This is a genomic window from Aquimarina callyspongiae (assembly GCF_034322225.1).
In the GTDB taxonomy this organism is placed as follows: domain Bacteria; phylum Bacteroidota; class Bacteroidia; order Flavobacteriales; family Flavobacteriaceae; genus Aquimarina.
In genome coordinates this window covers 126,210-147,628 of sequence record NZ_JAXLPA010000007.1, presented here as the reverse complement: position 1 = coordinate 147,628, position 21,419 = coordinate 126,210, and the positions used below count along the sequence as shown (strand labels likewise).

Below are 21,419 nucleotides of genomic sequence, written 5' to 3'. Positions count from 1 at the left end.
TCTATATTTGCAGAGTTATGACCGTACTACCTTCATTCATTAGCGGAACCGAAATTACCTTTATAGTCTTTATTCTGGTGATGGTTTTTGGAGCAGATAAAATTCCTGAGATCGCTCGCGGTTTAGGAAAAGGAATGCGAGTGATTAAAGATGCTACAAACGATATTAAATCAGAAATCACCAAAAGTGCAGAAAAACACGGTCTGGATACAGATATTACTACTACAATAACTTCGGATATCAAAAAAGAGATCAATCAAGTTAAAGATGATATAGAAGAAATTACTGGACCGGTAAAACGGAAGCTTTAATTGCTCTGAAAACTGAGAATTTATTAATATTTGTATATTTATGTTCGTTTTTTGAAGAAAAATGAACATTTTTTTTGCGATAATTTTATTTTTTACCCTCCCTTCATCAAGCCCTTATAAACATTGACTTTTTCTTACACTTTTACTATGTATTTTGATCCTATGCAAGCATAATATTGAAGTTTTTATTGTGATTATGATAATTAAAAACTAAAATAATTGAATTATATTTAATATATTAGCTGAGAAATTGATTAAATGGTAATTTTTAACTAAAATTATATTTTTTCATTTAATCAATTCCTACACACAAACTCATAAATCTTATACTAAAATGAAAAGAATTACTCTTTTATGTTTAGGGCTTCTTGTTATGTTTTCTTGTTCTAAAGAAGATCCTAATGAAATTGCCGACCCGAACTCAAATTCTCCAGAATTACAAAAATTACTTTCTATTGAAGAAGTTAATACTTTCATTGAAGGAGAATTAAAAAGTAATGGTGATGTTGACTGGACATCTGCACCAGCAGTAGTTTTATGGAGCGCCACTGTACACGGAGATAATATTTTAAGCATTGGATACGGATCAAAAGGAGAAAGTTACTCTGAACAACGCTCCCCACAATTGATACAAATCAGAGAAAATATATTTTCTATTGTAGAAACTGAGGAGCAAGCAGATAAATCAAGCACAACAGTATCAGATGATGATATTCTTAATAATGTAGATTTAAAAGTTACCAAACTAGAAACAATTATTGCATTACAAGATGCAGAAGATATTCGCTATTTAGAACCTGCAGGATATGGATTTTATTTACAAAATACAGATACTGAGAAATCTGCAGGATGCTCACAAGATGGGCAATCTATTAATGGTGGGGATTATAGAACGATTTCGCCAAATGCAAAATTACCATGGAATTTTGATATACATAGGATTCCACAAGCCTGGGGATATAGTACAGGAGCAGGAATTACCGTAGGATTAATTGATACAGGGTTATCTGCTAATCAAAATTTATTAGGAAGTGGGTTTAATGATGGAGCTTCAAATGGAAGAACTGTACAACGTTTTGGAACTTTTATTGATTCACCTTGGTGGTGGTCAAATAATATAGATGGCCCTAATGATCGATGTGGTCATGGTACTCAAATGGCTTCTGCTATTGCTTCTCCTCGTAATGATGATTTTATGCCGGTTGGGGTAGCTTATAATTCTAATTTGGTAGCGTATAGAGGAACAGAAGATGTGGTGCTTAATGATTATCACGAACGTAAAGGAGTTAGCAATGCATTAAAAGCATTAGGAAATAGAGGAGATGTAAAGATAATTTCTATGTCTGTAGGATATCCCTGGTCTATAGGAAATGTAAAGGATGCAGTACGTTATGCTTACGGAAAAGGTAAAATGATTATAGCTGCAGGTGGTACATCAACAACTTTTACAAATTGGTACGGTGTTATTTTCCCTGCAAGTATGAGTGAAACAGTTGCGGTAACCGGATTAAAAGACAATGGATATAATCGTTGTAATATTTGCCATGATGGTAGCAAAATTGATTTTACCATCGTTATGCAAAGAGCAAGTAATACAAGTAGAACAGTTCCTGTATTAGGATTTAACAATGGCACTCAAGCGTATGTAGGAGGGTCTTCTGTAGCTACTGCAATGACCGCAGGAATTGCAGCACTGGTTTGGGCTCGTAATCCAAATATGTCTAGAGCACAAGTATTAGATAAACTTAAAAGAGCAGGAGATTTTTATCCTAACCGTAATAGTAAGTTTGGTTACGGAAATATTGATGCTCTAAAAGCAGTACAATAATTAACGAATTAGCAATTGTAGTTATTACTAATTTTCTAAAAGTGGAATCTCAGGGTTCCACTTTTTTATATTACTCTACTTATCGTTAATCCATCCCTAATAGGTAGCATTACGGTCTCAATTCTATCATCTTCTGCCAAGAGTTTATTGTATTCTATTAGTGCCTGTGTTGATATATCCTCTTCTTCAACCTTTTCTATTACTTTTCCATTCCAAAGCACATTATCAGATAAAATGACTCCACCAGAATTCATTTTATTAATAACCAGTTCAAAATAAGTAGGATAGTTAGGCTTGTCTGCATCTATAAAAACCAAATCAAAAGTAGTATCCAAATCAGGAATTATTTTAGTAGCTTCACCTATATGTTGATGTATTCGACTACCAAAAGGAGATTGATTAAAATATTTTCTTTGAAAATCCTCTAACTCTTCATTGATATCAATAGTATGTAAAACTCCGTTTTGCTGCATTCCTTCGGCAAGGCATAAAGCAGAATACCCAGTATAAGTCCCAATTTCAAGAATGTTTTTAGGATTAATCAGTTTGGATAGAATACTTAGCACACGACCTTGATATGGACCACTAAGCATACGTGGCTGTAAAATTTTTTGATAAGTTTCTCTATGAAGTTGCTGTAATAACTCGGGTTCTTTTTCGGTATGTAGAACAACATAATTGTCTAATGCTTCTGGTATGAAATGCATCCTATTTATTTTTTGCAAAGCTATAGATTTTTTACTTTACAATGAATTAAGTAATATTTCCTTTTATAATATGAAAAGAATTTATGTAAGCTTGATATCTAAAAAACGACATAACGTTTGGAATTAATCTAAATAAGAATTAGTTTCGCAAACGGAATATGGAACAAGTTTTTGCCTCAAAATATTATACAACTTATCAAGATTCAAAAGATAGGTGTTTTTATATAAACTTTGATCACAAGATGATTAAGGTTTCTTTTTGTCAATTACTTAGTTTACGATATAAAATTAAACAGTTATCTTCTCACGAACACTTAGAGTACATGTTAAATCATAGCGATATAACATTACTTACATTTTGTGACAAAGAGCATATAGTTATTTTGGATACTTTACAAGTTTTGGATTTTTCAGAACTTATCCAGGGTACTTTTGCAATGTTGGAACTAAACACGGCTCTGTTTACCTGATTTAGGTTAGATTTAGACTGTCTATAAATTACATTCTCCTCTATTTTTAACGTGGTATTTTCCCTAATTTTATTGAATTATCAATTAAAGTTAAAATTCGTATTATGGAAGATATTGCCAGACAACAAATCAGCATTAATTTGGAGGTTATGGATCTGCTAAATCAGCAATTATCCAAGGAACAACATTCTTCATCTGTATATTTAGCAATGGCTTCCTGGTGTGATCAGAAAGCATTAACTAATAGCGCAGCTTTTTTTTATAGACAGTCAGAGGAAGAAAGAGAGCATATGATGAAAATTTTTAAATTTATTAATGACTGTGGTGGATCTGCTTATTCGCCTAAAGTTGTTGATATACCGCACGATTATGCTTCATTAAGAGAGATTTTTGAGATTGCTTTACAACAAGAAGTCTCAATTACTCAATCTATTTATAAAATTGTAGCCAAATGCCGAAAAGTAAATGATTTTGCTACTGAAAACTTTCTACAATGGTTTGTAGAAGAACAGCTAGAAGAAGAGCAAACGATGCGAGATATTCTTGATATGTTTGATCTTATGGGAGATACCCCATTAAAGTTTATAGATGAACGTATTCCTCAAGAATAAAATTATTTAGAGTTTAAAGACCAAATATCTAAAATGAAAAAGGTAGACTACATAGTCTACCTTTTTTTGTTATCCTTTTAAAGAATTAGGTTTTATGGAAACCATTGTTGACAATCAGGACCTGCAATATAACGAACACCGACAGCATCACATCTACTACACTCTGGAAACCATAAGCCTCCAGAAGCTGCACATTGTGCGGCTGGACTATTATAATCAATATCGCCAGGACCAACATCTGGTAACCCTACATCACCAAATCCTCTTCCTCTGATGGATTCTTTTTGCGCTCTTTCCAGCGTCTTAATTCCATTAATGTTTAGAATGTTTTGTAACATTTTTTTAATTTTAGATAATATCGATCTTAAACATTTATAGACATTCAATATATATGTCTACTCTTCGCGATTGAGATTTCAAAGAGTAGTTCATCTAGAAATGTTTTGTTACCCAAGAAAATATACTTTTTTCTTTCCAAGTTCTCTTGTCTAAACAAAATGGCACTATTTTATAGTATTTAAAACTAGATTTTAGAATGTAATTATGATGAGATCTGGGTTTTAGCACACTCTTCAGCATTTGCATTACAAGTATCACTAGCAACAGCCTGTGCGACTACAACAGCAGAATGACAAAGTATACCTCCTATAATTGTAAGATCCCAAGCACCACAAGCAATATGTCCTACTGTAGCAGCAGCAGCAGCTGACGCAATACAATTTACACGTATTCTTTCACAATTATTACTTCTCTGCATTGAAGAGTTGTTATTTAAATTTTCTATGGCCAACGATTGAATCGTAGCTTCGTCATAACTGGTTAAATCATATTTTTTGTTAAGTTCTTTTAAAACAACGTTTTGATTTTTATAGAATTCTACATAATTATTTAAATCTGAGAAACCTAGAGAGTTTGATAATTCATTTAGTTCTGCCTCAGAAAGATTATCTCCTTTTGATAATAATTCTTTTGCTCTTTCGAGATTCGAAATATTAGACATTAAATCTATATTTTCTTCAATTAATTTGGTGAAAGAGGCATCTTCAGATAAATCATTTACATCTTCAAAAGTGTTTTGTTGGTCTGAAACTATATCATCTTTTGAGCAAGAAAATAATATAGATGATGCAATTAATAAAGTAAATGCGATTTTTGAAATGTTTTTCATTTTTAGTAAGTTTTGAAAGCGCTAAAACTTTCTGAGTTAGTAATGATTTTTATAACCCCCTTGTTTTTTTATAAACATTCTAAGTATAGGCCTATTCTTTGTGAATGGGATTCAAAACAAAAGTATAATCAAAATCAAAGGGAATTTTCACCCTAAAAGGGTGATTTTAAAATTAATTTGATTTAAAAAACCCAGTGAAGTTAAATCTTCACTGGGTTTTTTTAGATGATTCATTACTAATAATCTAACTATATAAGAAATATATAGTTATTAAAAAGGATATGAAACCGATAAATAATAATACTTTTTGTTTTCTTATATTGGTTATATGTTCTTTTCTCAAAGAAATACCAAGTGGAATTATAGAGATTATAATCATCCAGAGTAATAAATGGATTCTGTTTTTATAAGAAACCTCTGGACATATTAATAATATAAAACCATATGTCAATAGTAAAAAAAAGGGGAGTATTTTATACCCTTTAAAACTGGACTTCATGATTTAGTTACCTCCAGATTCACAATTTTCAGCATTTGCATTACAAGTATCACTTGCAGCAATTTGTGCAACTAAAACCGCAGAATGACAAATTGCTCCTAGTACAACCGTGATGTCTACAGTACCACATGCAATATGCCCTAATATGGCAGCAGCTCCAGCGCCAACAATACAATTTCTACGTATTCTTTCACAATTATTATTTCTTTCTATGGGAGCGATGTTATTAAAGTTTTCTATGGCCAAAGATTGAATAGTAGCTTCATCGTAGCTGGCCAAATCGTACTTTTGATTAAGTTCGTTTAGCATAACGCTTTGTTTTTCATAGAATTCAGCATAGCTGTTTAAATCTGAGAAGCCTAGTGAAATGGATAATTCATTTAATTCTGTTTCAGAAAGATTATCTCCTTTTGATATGAGTTCTTGAGCTCTTTCTAAATCAGAAACATTGGACATTAAGTCTATGTTTTCTTCAAGTAATTTGGTAAAAGAAGCATCTTTGGATAAATCGTTAACATCTTCAAAAATGTTTTGTTGCTCTGAAGTTATATCATCTTTTGAACAAGAAAATAGCATAGATGATGCAATTAGTAAAGTGAATGCGAATTTTGAAATATTTTTCATTTTTTAGTAAGTTTTGAAAGTTCTAAGACTTCCTGAGTTAATAATGATTTTTAAACCCCTTTATTTTTATAGACATGCAAGGTGAGAGTCTACTCTTCGCGATTGAGATTTCAAAGAGTAGTTCACCTAGGAATGTTTTGTTACCCAAAAAAAAATTAAAATATTTTCTAAATTTCAAATTGTAGATATATATGAAAAAAGAAAAACCTTAGAGAAGTACCTTTGCTTTTGTAACAAATTGTACTTCTCTAAGGTTTCTATACCTAGTTAAAATAATTTCTTAATCAAAAGGAGAATCTAGCGGATCTATAGGGTCACTATCTCCTTTACCACCACCATCATTTCCACCACCGTTGCTACCTCCTCCATTTTCACAAGAAGCTTTTTCACATCTACTATCATAGGTAACACATCCGTTTCCACTACTACAGTCAGTATCTGATATGTCTAAATCTATTGAATCAAGATATTCTTCATATTCTTGACAAAATACATACCATTCTTCAGTAGAGCTGTTTATTGTACTGTATCCAAAAATGGTAAAATGGTTGTTATTATAGTTGTTCCTTATTTGTGTCTTTTGAAATGGGGTAAGAAATGGGCTATTAAATGTAAAAATCACTACACAAGTTGCACTTTCTCCATCTGGCCCTACAATGTCATTGTTAGAGTTAAAATTTCGGGAACTTGTTTCACTAGCAGTTTTTTGTTCTTCGGGCATAACATCATCAATAGTGTCATCATTTTGACAGGAGATTATTAATGATAGGATGATTAGGGTTTTAAGTGTGTAAATTATTTTTTTCATGACTTTTAATTTTTAGATATAATATCTATTAATTACTTGTGTTAACTTCGATATTCTATAATACAGTTCAAAACCCTGTTTTGTGTTACCCAATAAAAATTATTTTTTCGATTTCTTTTTATAAATAAAAAATATTAGACCAATAGAAAGAATAAAACCAATAACTAAAAATAGGATTTTAGATGAGGTATATATTGGATCCGGATCACCAATTAATATTAATGAAGACCAATAATAAGGAGATGCTTGACTTAAAGAGTGATTTTGGAGATAATTAAGTTTGGCCAAACGTAAAGCTTCAGATTTTGATTTCCCTTCTTTCAGATACGCATAAAAGTCAATAGATAATTCTAAAGTAGATGAGTCGTCTGCTTTCCAGAGGGTAGAAACTACACTGTTAGCTCCTGTATTAAAGAAACCTCTGGCTAAACTCATAACACCTTCTCCTTTTTCTATTTTTCCGACAGAAGTGTTGCAGGCACTTAATACAACCAATTCTGCGTTGTTTTTTGTGGTATAAATATCATTTAATGTGATTTTATCATTTGTTGAGGCAATCCACGGAGTGATAGAGTCGTTGGCATTGGCGTGTGTAGATAAATGTATGACCTTATAATCTGTAATGAGATCTATCAAACTTTGTTTAGAAGCATTTTTTAGAAGTAAATTATCACTTTTAAAATGAATAGAAACCTCTTCGATTTCTTTTTTACTATTAGGAAGTGTAGAAAGACTATTAGAATAGTTTACGGGTGCAAAACCAAGAAATTCTTTTTTTGAAGTTCTTTTTAATTTTTTATTTTGATTAAGGAAAGAAATAGAATAGGCATAACTAATTTCAAAATCTTCAATCATATATCTATTCGTATTTGTGATTAAGGCTTCAAAAGGAATATTATTCAAAGTATAATCAGGAATAACACTGATTTTTTGCTTTAGATGGGGTCTTACCTGTTCAGGAAACAGAGAGTTATATAGAGTTTTGGCCGTTTCTTCATATAGGGATTTGTCACGTTTTGTAGAAAAGGGTTGAGAGATTAACGTGGTAAATTGTTCTATGTCTTTGAGTAATGAAGAAATGTTTTTAAGTTCAAAAAGTATTGTGTTATGATCTGAGATCATCAATCCAAACCCTTCGGTATCGTTTAAGATATATTGAAGAAATGAAGTGTTTTGCTTTTGAGTATATTTCTTTACTTCTTCTAGTTGTAATATAGTTACCCCTTTTTTAGAGTAGTAATATTGGGGGTAATCAACTTTTAAAGAGTCTACAAAATGTTCATACTTCTCTTTTTGATCAAATAATTTTATTTTTAAAGAGTCTTTAAGAGCTTTATTCTTAGTATCGCTAATTAGATTTTTTGTTTTAGCAATGTTTCTTTTAAATAAGGTTTCTTTCTTTTCAATAAAAGATGGGATATTTGTAATTCTTTTAATCTGATCTTGTGTTGCATCTTCTAGTAACAGCAAAGCTTTATTTTTTTCCATATAGTGATATGCTAACTCAGATTCACCAAGTAAATGACAGATGTCTACTATATGTATATATAATCCGGAGGCTTGTTCTCTCCAATATAATTTCGATTGATCTCCAGAGCTTTCCAGTTTGATTAAATCAATAAGTTTATCTGCTTGCTTAAAATAAGACAATGATTCTTTAAGATATAAGGTGTCTTTTTTTGTATCTGTATGATATTGTTCTAACCAGATCACTCCCGCACGTTTAAGAACTTGTAATACAAGATCTTTGTCCTTGATATTAGAAATTGATTCTGAAAAACTATCACCCGTATTTTTTTTGTGGATCCCCAAAGTGTCAAGAGCAGTTTCTAAAGAATTGATTGCTTTTGAATACTGTTTTTTATATAGATAGCTAATCCCAATATTAAAAAAAGTTCTTGCTTTTGAAATACTGTTATATTGCGGGTATTCCAGTGCTTTATGAAAATAATATAAAGATGTATCTGGATTTTTACCGTGATAAATGTTGCCAATGTTTTTGTAGGAGGCTGAGATTCGGTAACCATTATCTTGTTCAAGAGCGATCTGTAAAGCTTTCTTGTAATATTTTAAACATTCATATGGATCATACTTTTTACTAGAATTGTATAAATTACCTTTACTCTCATTGATCAGGTACTCATTATTAAGATCAATAGCGATATGTTTTTTTAAAGAATCTACTTGTTGGAGGTTCTGTAACCCTTTTTCAAAACTCTCTTCATTGTATATCTCCTGATATGTTTGAGACAATCTAATTAGTGTATTTAGCTGATTTTTGTATTTTTTTTGAGATTTGAATATGGCAAGAGCCTTTTCAAAGTAATCTATGGCTTTATGATGATCTCCAATAATTTTATTAGTCTCTGCTAATTCCAAATATATATGTGGAGTATAACTTATAACATCTATAGAAGATTCAAAAAGTATTATATCTTGAAATGCTTTAATAGCAAGAATATAATCATATGTTTTTTTATAAATCCATCCTAGGTTTAATAAACCATTAAGATAAATTTTTTTACTAGTAAGGTCTTTATCCGGGTTAGGACTATGTGATACTGATATCTTGTAATAATGAATTGCTTGATCCGTATTTTCAATCTTTGATAACCAAGCTGCATATCTACCACTGGTGAGACTATAGTTTAAAGAGTCGTTATCTTTAAGGTAATTATCTAATAAAACTTTTATACTCTTATCTTTCTCTTCCAGAGATAATTCTGAGTTAATAATCTCTCTAAAATCTTGTGCTGTTGTCTTTAAAGGAATTAGCGAAAGAAAAAGAATAAAGAAAAATACTGAGAATGTTATTTTGTGTTCGATCATACTTTTCTTTATTCTTTTATATAATTATTTTTTAGTCAAAAGGTGATTCCAAAGGATCTACCGGATCAGGATTTGAACCAGGACCACTATTCTCGCAAGAAGCTTTTTCACATTCAAGAACAATACATCCGTCACCATTACATGAAGTGTCGTCTAATTCTAATCCTAAAGAATGTAAATATGCAGAATAACTTTGACAATCAACTTGCCATCTTTCTGTATCGCTATCAACAGTTTGATAACTAAAGATCTGAAAATGATTACTATTATAAAAAGCTCTTATAACAGATTTCTGAGAAGGCGTTAAGCCAGGAGAGCTAAAATCAAATAATACTGTGCAGATTCCGTCATCCTCACCGGCCAAACCAGGCCCCATTTTATTAATGCCATTCTCAGATTTTAATTCATCAATGTCATTTGTGTCATCATTTGTACAACTTGAAATTAACAAGGTAACTATCAGGGTAATACAACCAATTAAAATTTTCCTCATCATTTAATTTTGTTTTAAAAATATTAATATTTATTTAATTGAAAACTTGTTTTCAAAGTAGTTTTCAAGAAGTAGTTCAAAATCACTAGTTTTGTTACCTTAAGTTGTAGATATTTTTAGCGAGAGCGTAAATGCAGGACAATAATTATTTTATTCAAGGGATCTTAAATTCTGATGAAAAAGTCATTACAGAGATCTATACTCTTTTTTTTCCAAAAGCGTTGAATTTTGTTTTACAAAACAAAGGGCAACGAGTAGATGCAGAAGATATTTTTCAGAAAGTTTTACTACAAATTTCAGTAAGAATTCGAAATAGAGAATTAGAGGTAATTCACTCAACGTTTGAAGGTTATTTATTTACGGCTTGTAAAAATTTATGGCGTAGAGAACTAAATAAACAAAAAAACAGGGTAACAAACGATAGAGTAGTAGAACTAGCTAGTGAAGAATCGGATATGGCTTACGCTTTATTGGAGCAGGAGCGATGGGAGCTTTTTAGAGAAAAACTAAATCAGTTGTCTGATAACTGTAAACAGATTTTAGCTTTATTTCTTAAAAAAGTATCTTATGCAGATATGGTAATTCAATTATCATACTCTTCTGAAACGGTAGCGAGACAACGTGTTTTTAAGTGTAAAGCAAAGTTGATCTCAATGGTAAAAGCTGATAATCGATTTAAAAAAATGATATCATGATGGATGCCAACCAAGAAAAATATCATGATCAAATAGATGCATACCTTAGAGAAGAACTTTCTTCTGAGGATAGGGCGCTGTTTGAGCAGTCTTTATTAGAGGATCAAGAGTTAAAAAAAGAATTCTTGATCCATAAAGAACTTTTTGCACTAGAAGATGATTCAATCTGGATTCAAGATTTATTCGATCCAGACGAATCTGAAGTAAAACAGGTGGAAGCTTATTTTAAAAGTGAAGAAGTTCAAAACTTGAAAGATGTAATTAGTACTGCACAGTCTAATTATACCGAAAGTGATAAGAAGAAATCCATATTTGTAAACAAAAAATGGTTCATTCCTATATTAGTGGCTGCTTCTTTTACTTTACTTTTCTTCGTATATACATTCAATTCGGGATATACTGCACAAGAATTATATGCAGAATATGGTGAATGGGATGATTTACCATCATTAACCAGTAGAAGTGATGAAACTCAATTAGCAGAAGGTCAACGATTCTTTGAACAAAAAGAATTTTTAGCTAGTTATGAATTATTTAAAAACCTTGAAGATAATAAACTTGAAACCTCTCCTGAGATACTGGTTTATTTAGGGCTTTCATCATTAGAATTAAATAAATATAATGAAGCTATTTCTTATTTTGATCAATTAATCAATTCTGATGCTATTGATCAATCCAAAGGATATTGGTATAAAGCCTTGACATATTTAAAACAAGAGAAAAAAGATAAAGCGATTTCGATTTTAGAAGTAATCCTTAAAGATGAAACTAATTATAAATATATCGAAGCTAAAGAACTAATGGGTAAGATAAAATAATGATTCTAAATTATTTAAATAAGATAAAAGCCAAATGTATAACGACATTTGGCTTTTTTAATGCTTCTTATTGCATCTTGATTTAGCACATTAGATTTATTCTATTGAATCATATGTACCTCTACAACGTGCTCCAGAAGAACAATATTGATTTACGGCATCTTGAAGTTCTTCCTCATTAGCATAGCTTCCAGTCCATGTACCTGGAATATCCCTACAGGAACAAGTCATACTCCCACCGTTTATAGATTTAAGCTGATTTTTTACTAAGATTTCAACACCCTCTAATTTTAAAATGTTTTTTAACATAATACTAAATTTATGAATTGTGATTTCCTGAACATTTATAGACACTCAGGCTTCTGTCTACTCTTTACGAATGAGGCTTCAATAAGAAAGAAGTTTCTATGAGTAGATTTTATAATAAGTTATATCCTTCTAAGTACTTGTATTATTATCATACAAGTAAAAGAAAACTCAGTCACAGTTTAAGTTTGACTGCGACATGTTCAGAAGATTGCTCCTTGAAAATTTAAAATACTGGTCATTGTAAAAAGGTTTTAAGAATTATTATTGCTACAATATCTTAATTTTCAGGGACTTTTCCCACATTTTTAGACGGTTTTTACAGTAAAAGGAAACGTTATTTGACTTTTACATTGCCAAGAATTTTATGGGTTAAATCCTGTTTTGCATTTTCATCGTCACCAAACAGCCATTGCAATACATTATCTTCCCAGATATCATCATATTCTTTTTGATTAATAATATCTCTTTCTATAGCCAAGTCAAGAATTTTTCCTGGATAGGAGGATTGAGGTTCACTCTCCATTTCTCCTAATGGATATGGATCATCTAATCCCATAATTACCTGTTTGCTTCCTTGTCGTTCTACTGTAAGTTTTAAAGAGTCAGTATCATGAACTAGAGTGTCGAAATAAATATTAGGATGACCTACAGCTTTTCTAGGATGTTGTTTTCCTTGAAAAAGATCCGGTCTTCCGTCAAAACCTTGAATACGTCTTCCCAAATTCATTTGTGCTAATTGACCTCCGTGAGCAAAACAAGTTCTTATATTAGGATATCTATTTTGCATACCATTAAGGGTATAGAAATGGTAAGCATCTCCACATTGAGCAAGCATCCAGACTAAATGAAAACGCCAGGCAACGTTTTCTAGTTTAATCATTTTATCACCATCATACGGATGAACTTCTATCGCTAATTTGTATTTATCTGCCAGCTCAAAAATAGGGTCATTTTCTTCGTCAAAAATACATCGCCATTGACCAATAGAATCCATAAAATGAGTTGGTAGGCACAGTACTCGCATCCCTAACTCTTCTACACATCTTTCCATTTCCCATAATGCGCCGTTTATGAATCCTGGATGTACAACAAAACCACAAGAGAACTTAGAAGGGTGATCTCTTTGTGTATTAGCATTAAAATCATTCTGGAATCGTAATGCGTGTTTCATTTCTTCAAGACGTAATCCATTACCATATAATTGAGAAAGATTAAGGACAACTGCATGATCAATCTTGTTTTGTTCCATCCATTCTAATTTTTCATCCAGGAAAAAACTAGAGTGTGTTACTGGGCGTTTCCAGCCCTTTTGTAACATGTATTTTCGTTCGTCATCAACCCAAAAAATCTCTTTGTCCTTCATGAATTTTGGAATGTCTTCTGGATAGGGCAGAAGATGGGAGTGACCATTTATTCTAAGTTTTCTTTTCATCTTGATTAGGCGTTGTTCTTTTGTTATTCTTGTTTGTTTGTATAATGTGGTTATTTTTTCTTCTGGGGAGCATCCATAATCGCTCCACAGTTAGAACAAGTGCATTTTTCTTTATCGCTATAATATTTATCAAAAATGATAGGCATATCTGTTTCTATATTATCTAGAGCAAATTCTTCTCTATAAAGAGGAGTATCACATTTTTCGCAATACCATTCTAGGGCATCCATCATACCTTTTGAACGAGGATATTCTATTACAAGCCCTACAGTATCAGCTCCTCGTTGAGGAGAATGAGGAACTTTGGGAGGTAACAGGTAGATTTCACCTTCTTTAATATGAACATCTTTAGGCTCTCCATTATCAATTATTTTTAATATAATATCTCCTTCTACCTGATAGAAAAATTCTGGAGTTTCATTATAATGATAATCTTTTCTGTTGTTTGGTCCGCCTACTACCATGACGATAAAATCACCGTTCTCCCATACACATTTATTGCCTACGGGTGGTTTTAGTAAATGGCGATGCTCATCTATCCAAGCTTTAAAATTTAATGGTGAAACTAGAGTGCTCATATGCTTACTTTAATTTAGATGTATTTTTTATGCTGTATTAAATTTAAATATTTTGATTGGTATTTTGTAATAATAAATGGTTAACTATAAGGACTTTGTGCGTCCTCCATCTACAGGAACATTAATACCGTTAATGTATGATGCTGCTTCTGAAACTAAAAATGCTACTGCATAAGCGATCTCTTCTGGTTGCGCAAACCTTTTTGCCGGCACTTCATTTTTCATTGCCTCAGAAACTTCTTCGACGGATTTACCTGTCTTTTTGGCTTTATTATTTATGATTTCGTTTAATCTCTCTGTTGCTGTGGCTCCTGGTAAAACGTTATTTACTGTAATCCCAAAAGCTCCTAGTTCATTGGCTAATGTTTTTGACCAATTAGCAACTGCTCCTCGTATTGTATTTGAAACACCTAATCCATTGAGAGGTTGTTTTACTGAGGTCGAAATAATATTAACAATTCTTCCGTATCCTTCAGTTTTCATTCCAGGAACTACCGTTTGTGCCAGGATGTGATTGCATTTAAGGTGTTGGGTAAAAGCACGTTCAAACTCTTCTAGCGAAGCGTTAAAAACAGGTCCTCCAGCGGGTCCTCCTGTATTATTTATTAAAATGTGAAAGATTCTATTGGCTGATGAAATCTTTTGTTGTAAACTATTAGGATCTTGAAAATCTGCCACAATATAATGATGAGATTGCCCCTTATCTGTGGCTAATTCTTTTAAAATATTTTGAAGTTTTTCTTCATTTCTGGCAACCAAAGTGACATTAGCACCTAGTGCAGCTAATTGTTGAGCAGAAGCTTTTCCTATACCTTGCGTGCTTCCGCATACCAATGCGTTTTTATGAGTTAAATTAAGATTCATATAACTAGTTCAATCGTTTATGATTTGTTTTTAATATTGTATACATACATTTTTAGGTTCTGTAAAGAATCGTAAAGCTTCTAACCCTCCTTCACGACCAACTCCCGAATCCTTAGTTCCACCAAAAGGAGTACGCAAATCTCGCATCATCCAGGTATTGATCCAAACAATCCCTGCCTGTATATGTTTTGATAAGTGCATACTTCGAGTTAAGTTATTGGTCCAGATCGTACAGGATAATCCATATTTTACGTTGTTTGCTAGTGTTAAAGCTTCTTTATCTGTATCAAATGGCATAATTGTTACAACAGGTCCAAAAATTTCTTCTTGAGATACTCGACAATTCGGATCTTTTATTTCAATAATTGTGGGTTGTAAATAATATCCGTTCTCATATTCTTTTACATTTACATAATCTCCTCCACATAAAATAGTTCCTCCTTCACTCTCTGCCAGATCGATGTATGATTTTACTTTTTCTAAATGTGATTTGGAAACTAAGGCACCAATATTGGTCTTTTCATCCATTGGAGCACCAACAATCAGTGATTTGGTTTTAGTAATAAAATCTTTTTTAAACTGATCATAGATTTCTCTTTCAACATATATTCTGGAGCCACAAAGACAGATTTGTCCCTGATTAGCAAAAGAAGATCGTATTGTTGTATTGAGCATATTTTCATAATCGCAATCAGCAAATATTAAATTTGGATTTTTTCCTCCTAATTCAAGAGAGAGTTTTTTGAACATTGGAGCGGCTGTTTTAGCAATATGAGCACCAGTTTTGGTACCTCCTGTAAAAGAAATAGCCTTGATATCTGGATGTTCTATGATGGCTTGTCCGGCATTATTACCTAATCCGTGAACAATGTTTAATACTCCTTTTGGTAGTCCAGCTTTTGAACAAATATCTGCTAGTAAATATGCAGTCATAGGGGTTACCTCACTAGGTTTTGCTACTACAGTATTACCAGCAGCTAGAGCCGGAGCAATTTTCCAGGTGAATAAATAGAGAGGAAGGTTCCATGGAGAAATACATCCAACAACTCCTAAAGATTGCCTTAGCGTAAAATTGATGGCGTTTAAACCAATGCTTTCGTGGGATTCACTAGAAAATTGAGTAATGGCTTGGGCAAAGAATTGAAAATTAGATGCTGCTCTGGGAATATCTACATTAGTAGCTAAACTTAAAGGTTTTCCATTGTCAATAGATTCGGCTTCAGCTAACTGATCTAGATTTTCTGTTATTAGTGATGCTATTCGGGATAATATTTCACTGCGCTTTTGTAGGGTGGTATTTGACCAATCTGGAAATGCTTTAGCTGCGGCATCGTATGCCATAGCTACATCTTCTGTTGATGAATTTGGAATTAAACTATACATCTCACCCGTAGACGGATTATAATTGTCGATCCATTGATCTAGCTTAGGAGCTCTGAATTCACCTTGTATATAGTTTAATATTTTTTTCATTGTTATTTATGTGTTCAATTAACTGAAAATATTTTTGAGTTGTTCTGCCGTTTGTTTTAGATCGCCTGTATAGGTTTGAATCTCATTTTCATTAAACCGAGCAGAAGGTCCAGAAGTACTAATAGCGGCAATAAATTTACCAGTAGTACTAAATACAGGAACGGCTACACAGACTAAACCAATTTCATTTTCTTCAAGGTCTAAAGCAAAACCTTTATTTTTAATAGTTTCAATTTCGGTAATTAACTTTCTCCTATCCGTTATGGTATTTTTAGTAACTGTTTCTAATTCTAGATTATGAATAATATTTTGATAATTGTGTTCTGCAAAAGCAAGCATAATCTTACCTAATCCAGTACAGTGTAAAGGTTTTTCTGAACCAATTTGCGAATTGATCTGCAGATCGTGTCTACCTACAACTTTATCAAGAAAATAAACTTTTTGATTTTTATAAATTGCCAGATGCGCCGTTTCCCCTGCACGCTTTACCAACTCTTCCATAAATGGCCTGGCTTTGGAAATAAAGTTTTTATGGATGCTTACTTTTTGGCTTAATTCAAATAGCTTAAGACCTAAGCGATATTTCCCATTTTCTGGGTTTTGTTGAATAACATTCAGTGCTTCCATAGTTGCCAACATGCGATATACTGCACTCTTATTAGTTCCCATCTGTTTGGCAATTTCTGTAACACCTAACTCTAATTTATCCATTGAAAAACAATCCAGAATTTTGAATGCTTTTTCAACTGAAGTATTTAGAATCTTTTTATCTGTGATGTTATTCATAACCTAATTAATTTATCCTAATTTTTTATATGCCACTACCTTGATCTCAATCAATAAATGTGGATGAGGTAATTGGTGAACCGCCACTGTTGTTCTTGTAGGGCCTTCATAATCAAAAAATTGTGCGTAAACCTCATTGTAGCCTCCAAAATCATTCATGTTTACTAAAAAAGAAGTTACATCTACTACATCTTTAAGACTAGCACCTTCTTCTTGCAGGATATCATTAATATTTTCAAGAACCGCTTTTGTTTGCTCTTTAATATCAAGATTGGTGGTCCCGAATTCATCTACCTGGACACCAGCAAAAGTGTTATCGGGCTTTCTTGAACTGGTTCCTGAAACATAAATAAAATCACCAACTCTCTTAACGTGAGGAAACTTGCCTCTTGGTGTGGCTTTTCCTTGTATTAATTTTCCTTTGTTCATGTTATATTATTGGTTCATATTTTTTTACTAATTGATTTATTTTTCCAAAAATCGATTGATCATTTTTATCTTTCATTTCAATTTCTATTCGATCACCATAGCTCATAAAAGGAGTGGAAGGTTGACCATTTTCAATAGTCTCTAAGCATCTTATTTCTGCTAAACAACTTGATCCATCTTTGCTTCCTTGATTAGCAACTGTGCCGGACCCGATTACTGTTCCTGCTATTAATGATCTGGATTTAGCAGCATGTGCTACAAGCTGACCAAAATCAAACGTCATATCTATACCAGCATTAGGAGAACCAACTTTTTTATTGTTCAAAGTTGATATTAGTGGTAGGTTTACTTTTGCTCCATCCCAGGCATCTTCTAATTCGTCAGGAGTTACCGCTACTGGAGAAAAAGAAGTCCAGGGTTTTGATTGATAAAACCCAAATTGTTTGCTTAACTCATTGGGAATTAGGTTTCTTAAAGATACGTCATTTACTAAAGAAATCAGTTTGATATGATCTTTTGCCTTTTCTGAGGAGACTCCTGCAGGAACATCATCAGTAATTATTGCTACTTCTGATTCAAAATCAATTCCCCATTCTTCATTTTCGATCTCAATGTTATCTTGCGCACCAATAAATGCATCAGAAGCTCCCATATACATCAATGGGTCGGTCCAAAATGAATCTGGCAACTCTGCATTTCTGGCTTTACGCACTAATTCTACATGAGTAACATAGGCACTAGCATCTGCCCAGTGATACGCACGAGGAATAGGAGCCATAACTTCTTTTGCATCAAAGACAAAAGTGTTTTCTATTTGATCACTTTGCAGTTTTTTATAAATATCTTCTAATTGTGGAGCAATTTCTTTCCAATTATCCATTGCTTGTTGAAGAGTTAAAGCAATATGAGGCACTTTAACTGCGAGTGTTAAGTCTTTATTGACAACTATAAGTTGTCCATCTCTACTATTGTTTTTTAAAGATGCTAATTTCATGAATCATTCGTTTTTATTTTAATCCTGCGATTTTATCTTCTTGCAAGATTTCTTTGGTCTCTTTTTGTACTTGTTTTAATAAAACTTTTAAATCCTTACTGGTATCTATTTCATTATCTGCTATTAGATTGAGTAATGCTTTATCCTGTGCTCGCCCTATTTTCATGGCTTCTGCATATTTTATAGTTTCATTAAATGTGACTAATGAATATTTTGAGAAATATTTGTTTGGAAATGTTTTTTCAAAATCCATTTCTAATTTTCTTTTTTCCTTAAAAATAGGATTTGCCACATGGTCACGCATTTCATAATAATTATCTACCGCAAGATCAGCAATCGCATCAGTATCTTCTTTTCTAGCTTTTTGATACGCTTTAAAAGTAGCATCCCAATCGCCTTGATGATCCTCTAGAATTTCATCAAAAACAACTACATCTTCAAAGGAAGCATTCATACCTTGACCATAAAAAGGAACTATCGCGTGAGCAGCATCTCCTATTAATAATGTTTTTCCTTTGTAATACCAAGGAGAACATTTTACGGTACCTAAAGCACCTGTAGGATTATTAAAGAACTCGTGATGAATATCAGGGATTAATTCTAATGCGTCTGGAAACTGGGTTTTGAAAAACTCTGTTACCTTTTCAATAGAAGTCAAATTATTAAAATTATAATCTCCTTCATCATAGGATAAAAACAAGGTCACTGTAAAACTTCCATCTAAGTTAGGTAGTGCAATAAGCATATATTGTCCTCGCGGCCAGATATGTAAATGATCTTTACTAATAAGATGATTTCCTACTTTATCTGCAGGGATTTCTAATTCTTTATATCCGTGTGTTAAGTAGTTTTGCGAATAACTAAATAAAAACTTTTTTTCTAGATAATAACTTTTTCTAAGCGCTGAACCAGCACCATCCGCTCCAAAAATAATATCAGCCTTGATTTCAAACTTGTCTTTGGTAGTATAACATTTAAATTTGGCAATATTTTTTTCTATATCAACTCCAGTACATTTTTTATTGAAATGAATTTTTACATTATCGTGTTTTTCGGCCTCAGTTAGTAATAAACCGTTTAAACCTCCTCTTGAAATAGAATTAATGTATTCTCCAGTCCTTCCTGAATAGTTAGAGGCAAAAGTATTTCCATGGATATCATGTACCATTCTACCATGCATAGGGATACATAAGGGTGTTACTTCTTTTTCTAATCCTACCATTTTCATAGCTCTAAGACCTCGATCAGATAATGCAAGGTTAATAGAGCGTCCAGAAGAAATATCTGTAGTTCTTAGATCAGGTCTACTTTCATAAACAATAACAGAATACCCTCGTTGTGCCAATCTTAAAGCTAAAAGCGATCCGCAAAGTCCAGCACCGATAATGAGTATATTTTCTTTTTTTGACATCACAAAAGGGTTTTTAATATTTCCACCATTTTATATACATCTTCAAAGCTATTATATAGAGGTACTGGAGCAAACCGTATTACATCTGGTTCTCGCCAATCTGTTATGATATGATGATCAGTAAGTTTTTGATGCAAACTTTTATCTGCATTCTTTACCTGTATAGATAGTTGACAACCTCTTTCTTCTGGGATAGTAGGAGTAATGATTTTAATCCTGTCTGTATCTATCTCGTTTATTAATGATTCTAGATAACCAGTTAAGGCAACGGATTTTTCTCTTAAAACATCCATACCTACTTTTTCAAAAATATCAAGAGAAGCTTTAATTGCTGCCATAGATAGGATAGGAGGGTTGCTTAATTGGTAACCTTCTGCACCTGGCATAACATCAAAATCTTGTCGCATGTTAAATCGAGTATCCTTATTATGACTCCACCAACCAGCAAAACGTTTTAATTCTTTGTTATGTGCGTGTTTTTCATGAACAAACAAACCTCCAAGACTTCCAGGGCCCGAGTTTAAGTATTTATAGGTACACCAAGCTGCAAAATCAACACCTGAGTGATGAAGTTCTGGTTTGATATTTCCTACACCATGCGCAAGGTCAATGCCTACCATACAATTCTGAGCATGACCTAAATCTGCTATTTTTTTAATATCTAAAAATTGACCAGTATAATAGTTAACACCACCTATAAGTAATAATGCAATTTCATCACCTTGTTGATCAAGAATCGTTTCCAGATCGTCCATTCTTAATAATTCTTCTCCCTCTCTTGGTTTCCATTCAATTAATCCCTCTTCGTGATCAAATCCATGAAAACGTAATTGAGATTCTACCGCATAACGATCCGATGGGAAAGCATCACTTTCAATTACAATTTTATATTTTGTTTTGGTAGGTTGATAAAACGATACCATCAATAAATGAAGGTTCGTAGTTAGCGTGTTCATAATCACCACTTCCAGTGGTTTTGCTCCAACCACTTTTGCCATAGCGTCTGTTAAAAACTCATGATATGGCATCCAAGGTGTTTTGGCTTCAAAATGACCTTCTACACCATAATTGGCCCAATCATCCAGTTCTTGTTGAACGTATTCTTTTGTGGTTTTAGGTTGTAATCCAAGGGAGTTTCCACACATATAGATCCAATCTTTTCCGGTATCGTCTTTTGGGATATGAAACTGATCTCTATAATGCCCTATTTTATCTTTTTGATCTAGCTCTTTTGCGTATGCTAAACTAGTCTTTGATGCTATTGTCATTTTCTGTGTTTTAA

22 protein-coding genes are annotated in these 21,419 nt (G+C 32.5%); 5 read left to right on the top strand and 17 right to left on the bottom strand.

Annotated features, from left to right (window positions below; genetic code table 11):
* Positions 1-17 precede the first annotated feature (17 nt).
* Positions 18-311 (top strand): Sec-independent protein translocase subunit TatA/TatB, encoded by a 294-nt coding sequence (locus tag U0D62_RS23610; RefSeq protein WP_322289827.1) that lies wholly within the window; start codon positions 18-20, stop codon positions 309-311.
* 334 nt (positions 312-645) lie between these two features.
* Positions 646-2,139 carry a S8 family peptidase gene (locus tag U0D62_RS23605; protein WP_322289826.1) on the top strand — a complete coding sequence of 498 codons (1,494 nt, stop codon included), beginning with the start codon at positions 646-648 and terminating at the stop codon, positions 2,137-2,139.
* 65 nt (positions 2,140-2,204) lie between these two features.
* Here U0D62_RS23605 and U0D62_RS23600 read toward each other — a convergent pair whose 3' ends face one another.
* Positions 2,205-2,864 (bottom strand): O-methyltransferase, encoded by a 660-nt coding sequence (locus U0D62_RS23600; RefSeq protein WP_322289825.1) that lies wholly within the window; start codon positions 2,862-2,864, stop codon positions 2,205-2,207.
* Between the two features lie 556 nt (positions 2,865-3,420).
* Here U0D62_RS23600 and U0D62_RS23595 point away from each other — a divergent pair.
* The gene (locus U0D62_RS23595) at positions 3,421-3,927 is read left to right on the top strand and encodes a ferritin (protein ID WP_322289824.1); all 507 of its coding nucleotides are present in this window, start codon (positions 3,421-3,423) and stop codon (positions 3,925-3,927) included.
* Between the two features lie 92 nt (positions 3,928-4,019).
* Here U0D62_RS23595 and U0D62_RS23590 read toward each other — a convergent pair whose 3' ends face one another.
* From U0D62_RS23590 to U0D62_RS23565, 6 genes are all read right to left on the bottom strand, one after another.
* Positions 4,020-4,265 carry a hypothetical protein gene (locus U0D62_RS23590; protein ID WP_322289823.1) on the bottom strand — a complete coding sequence of 82 codons (246 nt, stop codon included), beginning with the start codon at positions 4,263-4,265 and terminating at the stop codon, positions 4,020-4,022.
* A gap of 203 nt (positions 4,266-4,468) precedes the next feature.
* Positions 4,469-5,095 (bottom strand): hypothetical protein, encoded by a 627-nt coding sequence (locus U0D62_RS23585; RefSeq protein ID WP_322289822.1) that lies wholly within the window; start codon positions 5,093-5,095, stop codon positions 4,469-4,471.
* Between the two features lie 502 nt (positions 5,096-5,597).
* Positions 5,598-6,218: a hypothetical protein gene (locus U0D62_RS23580; protein WP_322289821.1), complete on the bottom strand. Its 621-nt coding sequence runs from the start codon at positions 6,216-6,218 to the stop codon at positions 5,598-5,600.
* A 280-nt stretch (positions 6,219-6,498) separates the two neighbouring features.
* Positions 6,499-7,026, bottom strand: a complete 528-nt coding sequence (locus U0D62_RS23575; RefSeq protein ID WP_322289820.1) for a hypothetical protein — start codon at positions 7,024-7,026, stop codon at positions 6,499-6,501.
* 99 nt (positions 7,027-7,125) lie between these two features.
* Positions 7,126-9,855 carry a CHAT domain-containing tetratricopeptide repeat protein gene (locus U0D62_RS23570; RefSeq protein ID WP_322289819.1) on the bottom strand — a complete coding sequence of 910 codons (2,730 nt, stop codon included), beginning with the start codon at positions 9,853-9,855 and terminating at the stop codon, positions 7,126-7,128.
* Positions 9,856-9,886: 31 nt separating this feature from the next.
* Positions 9,887-10,351, bottom strand: a complete 465-nt coding sequence (locus tag U0D62_RS23565; RefSeq protein WP_322289818.1) for a hypothetical protein — start codon at positions 10,349-10,351, stop codon at positions 9,887-9,889.
* 128 nt (positions 10,352-10,479) lie between these two features.
* Here U0D62_RS23565 and U0D62_RS23560 point away from each other — a divergent pair, with 128 nt between their 5' ends.
* Together U0D62_RS23560 and U0D62_RS23555 are read left to right on the top strand one after the other, a co-directional pair.
* Positions 10,480-11,043, top strand: a complete 564-nt coding sequence (locus tag U0D62_RS23560; RefSeq protein WP_322289817.1) for an RNA polymerase sigma factor — start codon at positions 10,480-10,482, stop codon at positions 11,041-11,043.
* Positions 11,040-11,861, top strand: a complete 822-nt coding sequence (locus U0D62_RS23555; protein ID WP_322289816.1) for a tetratricopeptide repeat protein — start codon at positions 11,040-11,042, stop codon at positions 11,859-11,861. Before U0D62_RS23560 ends, U0D62_RS23555 begins: the two co-directional genes overlap by 4 nt.
* Positions 11,862-11,957: 96 nt before the next feature.
* On the opposite strand, the gene U0D62_RS23550 is transcribed toward U0D62_RS23555, so the two are convergent.
* The 10 genes from U0D62_RS23550 to kynU all read right to left on the bottom strand — a co-directional run bounded on the left by U0D62_RS23550 (position 11,958) and on the right by kynU (position 21,405).
* Positions 11,958-12,170 carry a hypothetical protein gene (locus U0D62_RS23550; protein WP_322289815.1) on the bottom strand — a complete coding sequence of 71 codons (213 nt, stop codon included), beginning with the start codon at positions 12,168-12,170 and terminating at the stop codon, positions 11,958-11,960.
* Positions 12,171-12,504: 334 nt separating this feature from the next.
* Positions 12,505-13,602, bottom strand: coding sequence for an amidohydrolase family protein (locus U0D62_RS23545; protein WP_322289814.1), 1,098 nt, complete (start codon positions 13,600-13,602; stop codon positions 12,505-12,507).
* Positions 13,603-13,652: 50 nt separating this feature from the next.
* Positions 13,653-14,180 carry a 3-hydroxyanthranilate 3,4-dioxygenase gene (locus U0D62_RS23540; RefSeq protein WP_322289813.1) on the bottom strand — a complete coding sequence of 176 codons (528 nt, stop codon included), beginning with the start codon at positions 14,178-14,180 and terminating at the stop codon, positions 13,653-13,655.
* An 84-nt stretch (positions 14,181-14,264) separates the two neighbouring features.
* Positions 14,265-15,044: an SDR family oxidoreductase gene (locus tag U0D62_RS23535; RefSeq protein WP_322289812.1), complete on the bottom strand. Its 780-nt coding sequence runs from the start codon at positions 15,042-15,044 to the stop codon at positions 14,265-14,267.
* Between the two features lie 30 nt (positions 15,045-15,074).
* On the bottom strand, positions 15,075-16,517 hold the full coding sequence (locus U0D62_RS23530) for an aldehyde dehydrogenase (RefSeq protein ID WP_322289811.1): 1,443 nt from the start codon (positions 16,515-16,517) through the stop codon (positions 15,075-15,077).
* A gap of 18 nt (positions 16,518-16,535) precedes the next feature.
* Positions 16,536-17,303 carry an IclR family transcriptional regulator gene (locus U0D62_RS23525; protein WP_322289810.1) on the bottom strand — a complete coding sequence of 256 codons (768 nt, stop codon included), beginning with the start codon at positions 17,301-17,303 and terminating at the stop codon, positions 16,536-16,538.
* Between the two features lie 12 nt (positions 17,304-17,315).
* Positions 17,316-17,732 (bottom strand): RidA family protein, encoded by a 417-nt coding sequence (locus tag U0D62_RS23520; RefSeq protein WP_322289809.1) that lies wholly within the window; start codon positions 17,730-17,732, stop codon positions 17,316-17,318.
* A 1-nt stretch (position 17,733) separates the two neighbouring features.
* Positions 17,734-18,726: a fumarylacetoacetate hydrolase family protein gene (locus U0D62_RS23515; RefSeq protein WP_322289808.1), complete on the bottom strand. Its 993-nt coding sequence runs from the start codon at positions 18,724-18,726 to the stop codon at positions 17,734-17,736.
* A gap of 13 nt (positions 18,727-18,739) precedes the next feature.
* Positions 18,740-20,137, bottom strand: coding sequence for an FAD-dependent oxidoreductase (locus tag U0D62_RS23510; protein WP_322289807.1), 1,398 nt, complete (start codon positions 20,135-20,137; stop codon positions 18,740-18,742).
* Complete coding sequence (kynU, locus tag U0D62_RS23505; protein WP_322289806.1) at positions 20,137-21,405, bottom strand: kynureninase; 1,269 nt, start codon at positions 21,403-21,405, stop codon at positions 20,137-20,139. Before kynU ends, U0D62_RS23510 begins: the two co-directional genes overlap by 1 nt.
* Between the last annotated feature and the right edge of the window lie 14 nt (positions 21,406-21,419).

Excerpts from the sequence above, each read along its gene's own strand:
- U0D62_RS23550 (WP_322289815.1), bottom strand. The coding sequence starts at position 12,170 with ATGTTAAAAAACATTTTAAAATTAGAGGGTGTTGAAATCTTAGTAAAA.
- U0D62_RS23515 (WP_322289808.1), bottom strand. The coding sequence starts at position 18,726 with ATGAAATTAGCATCTTTAAAAAACAATAGTAGAGATGGACAACTTATA.
- U0D62_RS23545 (WP_322289814.1), bottom strand. The coding sequence starts at position 13,602 with ATGAAAAGAAAACTTAGAATAAATGGTCACTCCCATCTTCTGCCCTAT.
- U0D62_RS23520 (WP_322289809.1), bottom strand. The coding sequence starts at position 17,732 with ATGAACAAAGGAAAATTAATACAAGGAAAAGCCACACCAAGAGGCAAG.
- U0D62_RS23595 (WP_322289824.1), top strand. The coding sequence starts at position 3,421 with ATGGAAGATATTGCCAGACAACAAATCAGCATTAATTTGGAGGTTATG.
- U0D62_RS23570 (WP_322289819.1), bottom strand. The coding sequence starts at position 9,855 with ATGATCGAACACAAAATAACATTCTCAGTATTTTTCTTTATTCTTTTT.
- U0D62_RS23580 (WP_322289821.1), bottom strand. The coding sequence starts at position 6,218 with ATGAAAAATATTTCAAAATTCGCATTCACTTTACTAATTGCATCATCT.
- U0D62_RS23510 (WP_322289807.1), bottom strand. The coding sequence starts at position 20,137 with ATGTCAAAAAAAGAAAATATACTCATTATCGGTGCTGGACTTTGCGGA.
- kynU (WP_322289806.1), bottom strand. The coding sequence starts at position 21,405 with ATGACAATAGCATCAAAGACTAGTTTAGCATACGCAAAAGAGCTAGAT.
- U0D62_RS23525 (WP_322289810.1), bottom strand. The coding sequence starts at position 17,303 with ATGAATAACATCACAGATAAAAAGATTCTAAATACTTCAGTTGAAAAA.
- U0D62_RS23565 (WP_322289818.1), bottom strand. The coding sequence starts at position 10,351 with ATGATGAGGAAAATTTTAATTGGTTGTATTACCCTGATAGTTACCTTG.
- U0D62_RS23610 (WP_322289827.1), top strand. The coding sequence starts at position 18 with ATGACCGTACTACCTTCATTCATTAGCGGAACCGAAATTACCTTTATA.
- U0D62_RS23540 (WP_322289813.1), bottom strand. The coding sequence starts at position 14,180 with ATGAGCACTCTAGTTTCACCATTAAATTTTAAAGCTTGGATAGATGAG.
- U0D62_RS23560 (WP_322289817.1), top strand. The coding sequence starts at position 10,480 with ATGCAGGACAATAATTATTTTATTCAAGGGATCTTAAATTCTGATGAA.
- U0D62_RS23605 (WP_322289826.1), top strand. The coding sequence starts at position 646 with ATGAAAAGAATTACTCTTTTATGTTTAGGGCTTCTTGTTATGTTTTCT.
- U0D62_RS23575 (WP_322289820.1), bottom strand. The coding sequence starts at position 7,026 with ATGAAAAAAATAATTTACACACTTAAAACCCTAATCATCCTATCATTA.
- U0D62_RS23585 (WP_322289822.1), bottom strand. The coding sequence starts at position 5,095 with ATGAAAAACATTTCAAAAATCGCATTTACTTTATTAATTGCATCATCT.
- U0D62_RS23590 (WP_322289823.1), bottom strand. The coding sequence starts at position 4,265 with ATGTTACAAAACATTCTAAACATTAATGGAATTAAGACGCTGGAAAGA.
- U0D62_RS23535 (WP_322289812.1), bottom strand. The coding sequence starts at position 15,044 with ATGAATCTTAATTTAACTCATAAAAACGCATTGGTATGCGGAAGCACG.
- U0D62_RS23530 (WP_322289811.1), bottom strand. The coding sequence starts at position 16,517 with ATGAAAAAAATATTAAACTATATACAAGGTGAATTCAGAGCTCCTAAG.
- U0D62_RS23555 (WP_322289816.1), top strand. The coding sequence starts at position 11,040 with ATGATGGATGCCAACCAAGAAAAATATCATGATCAAATAGATGCATAC.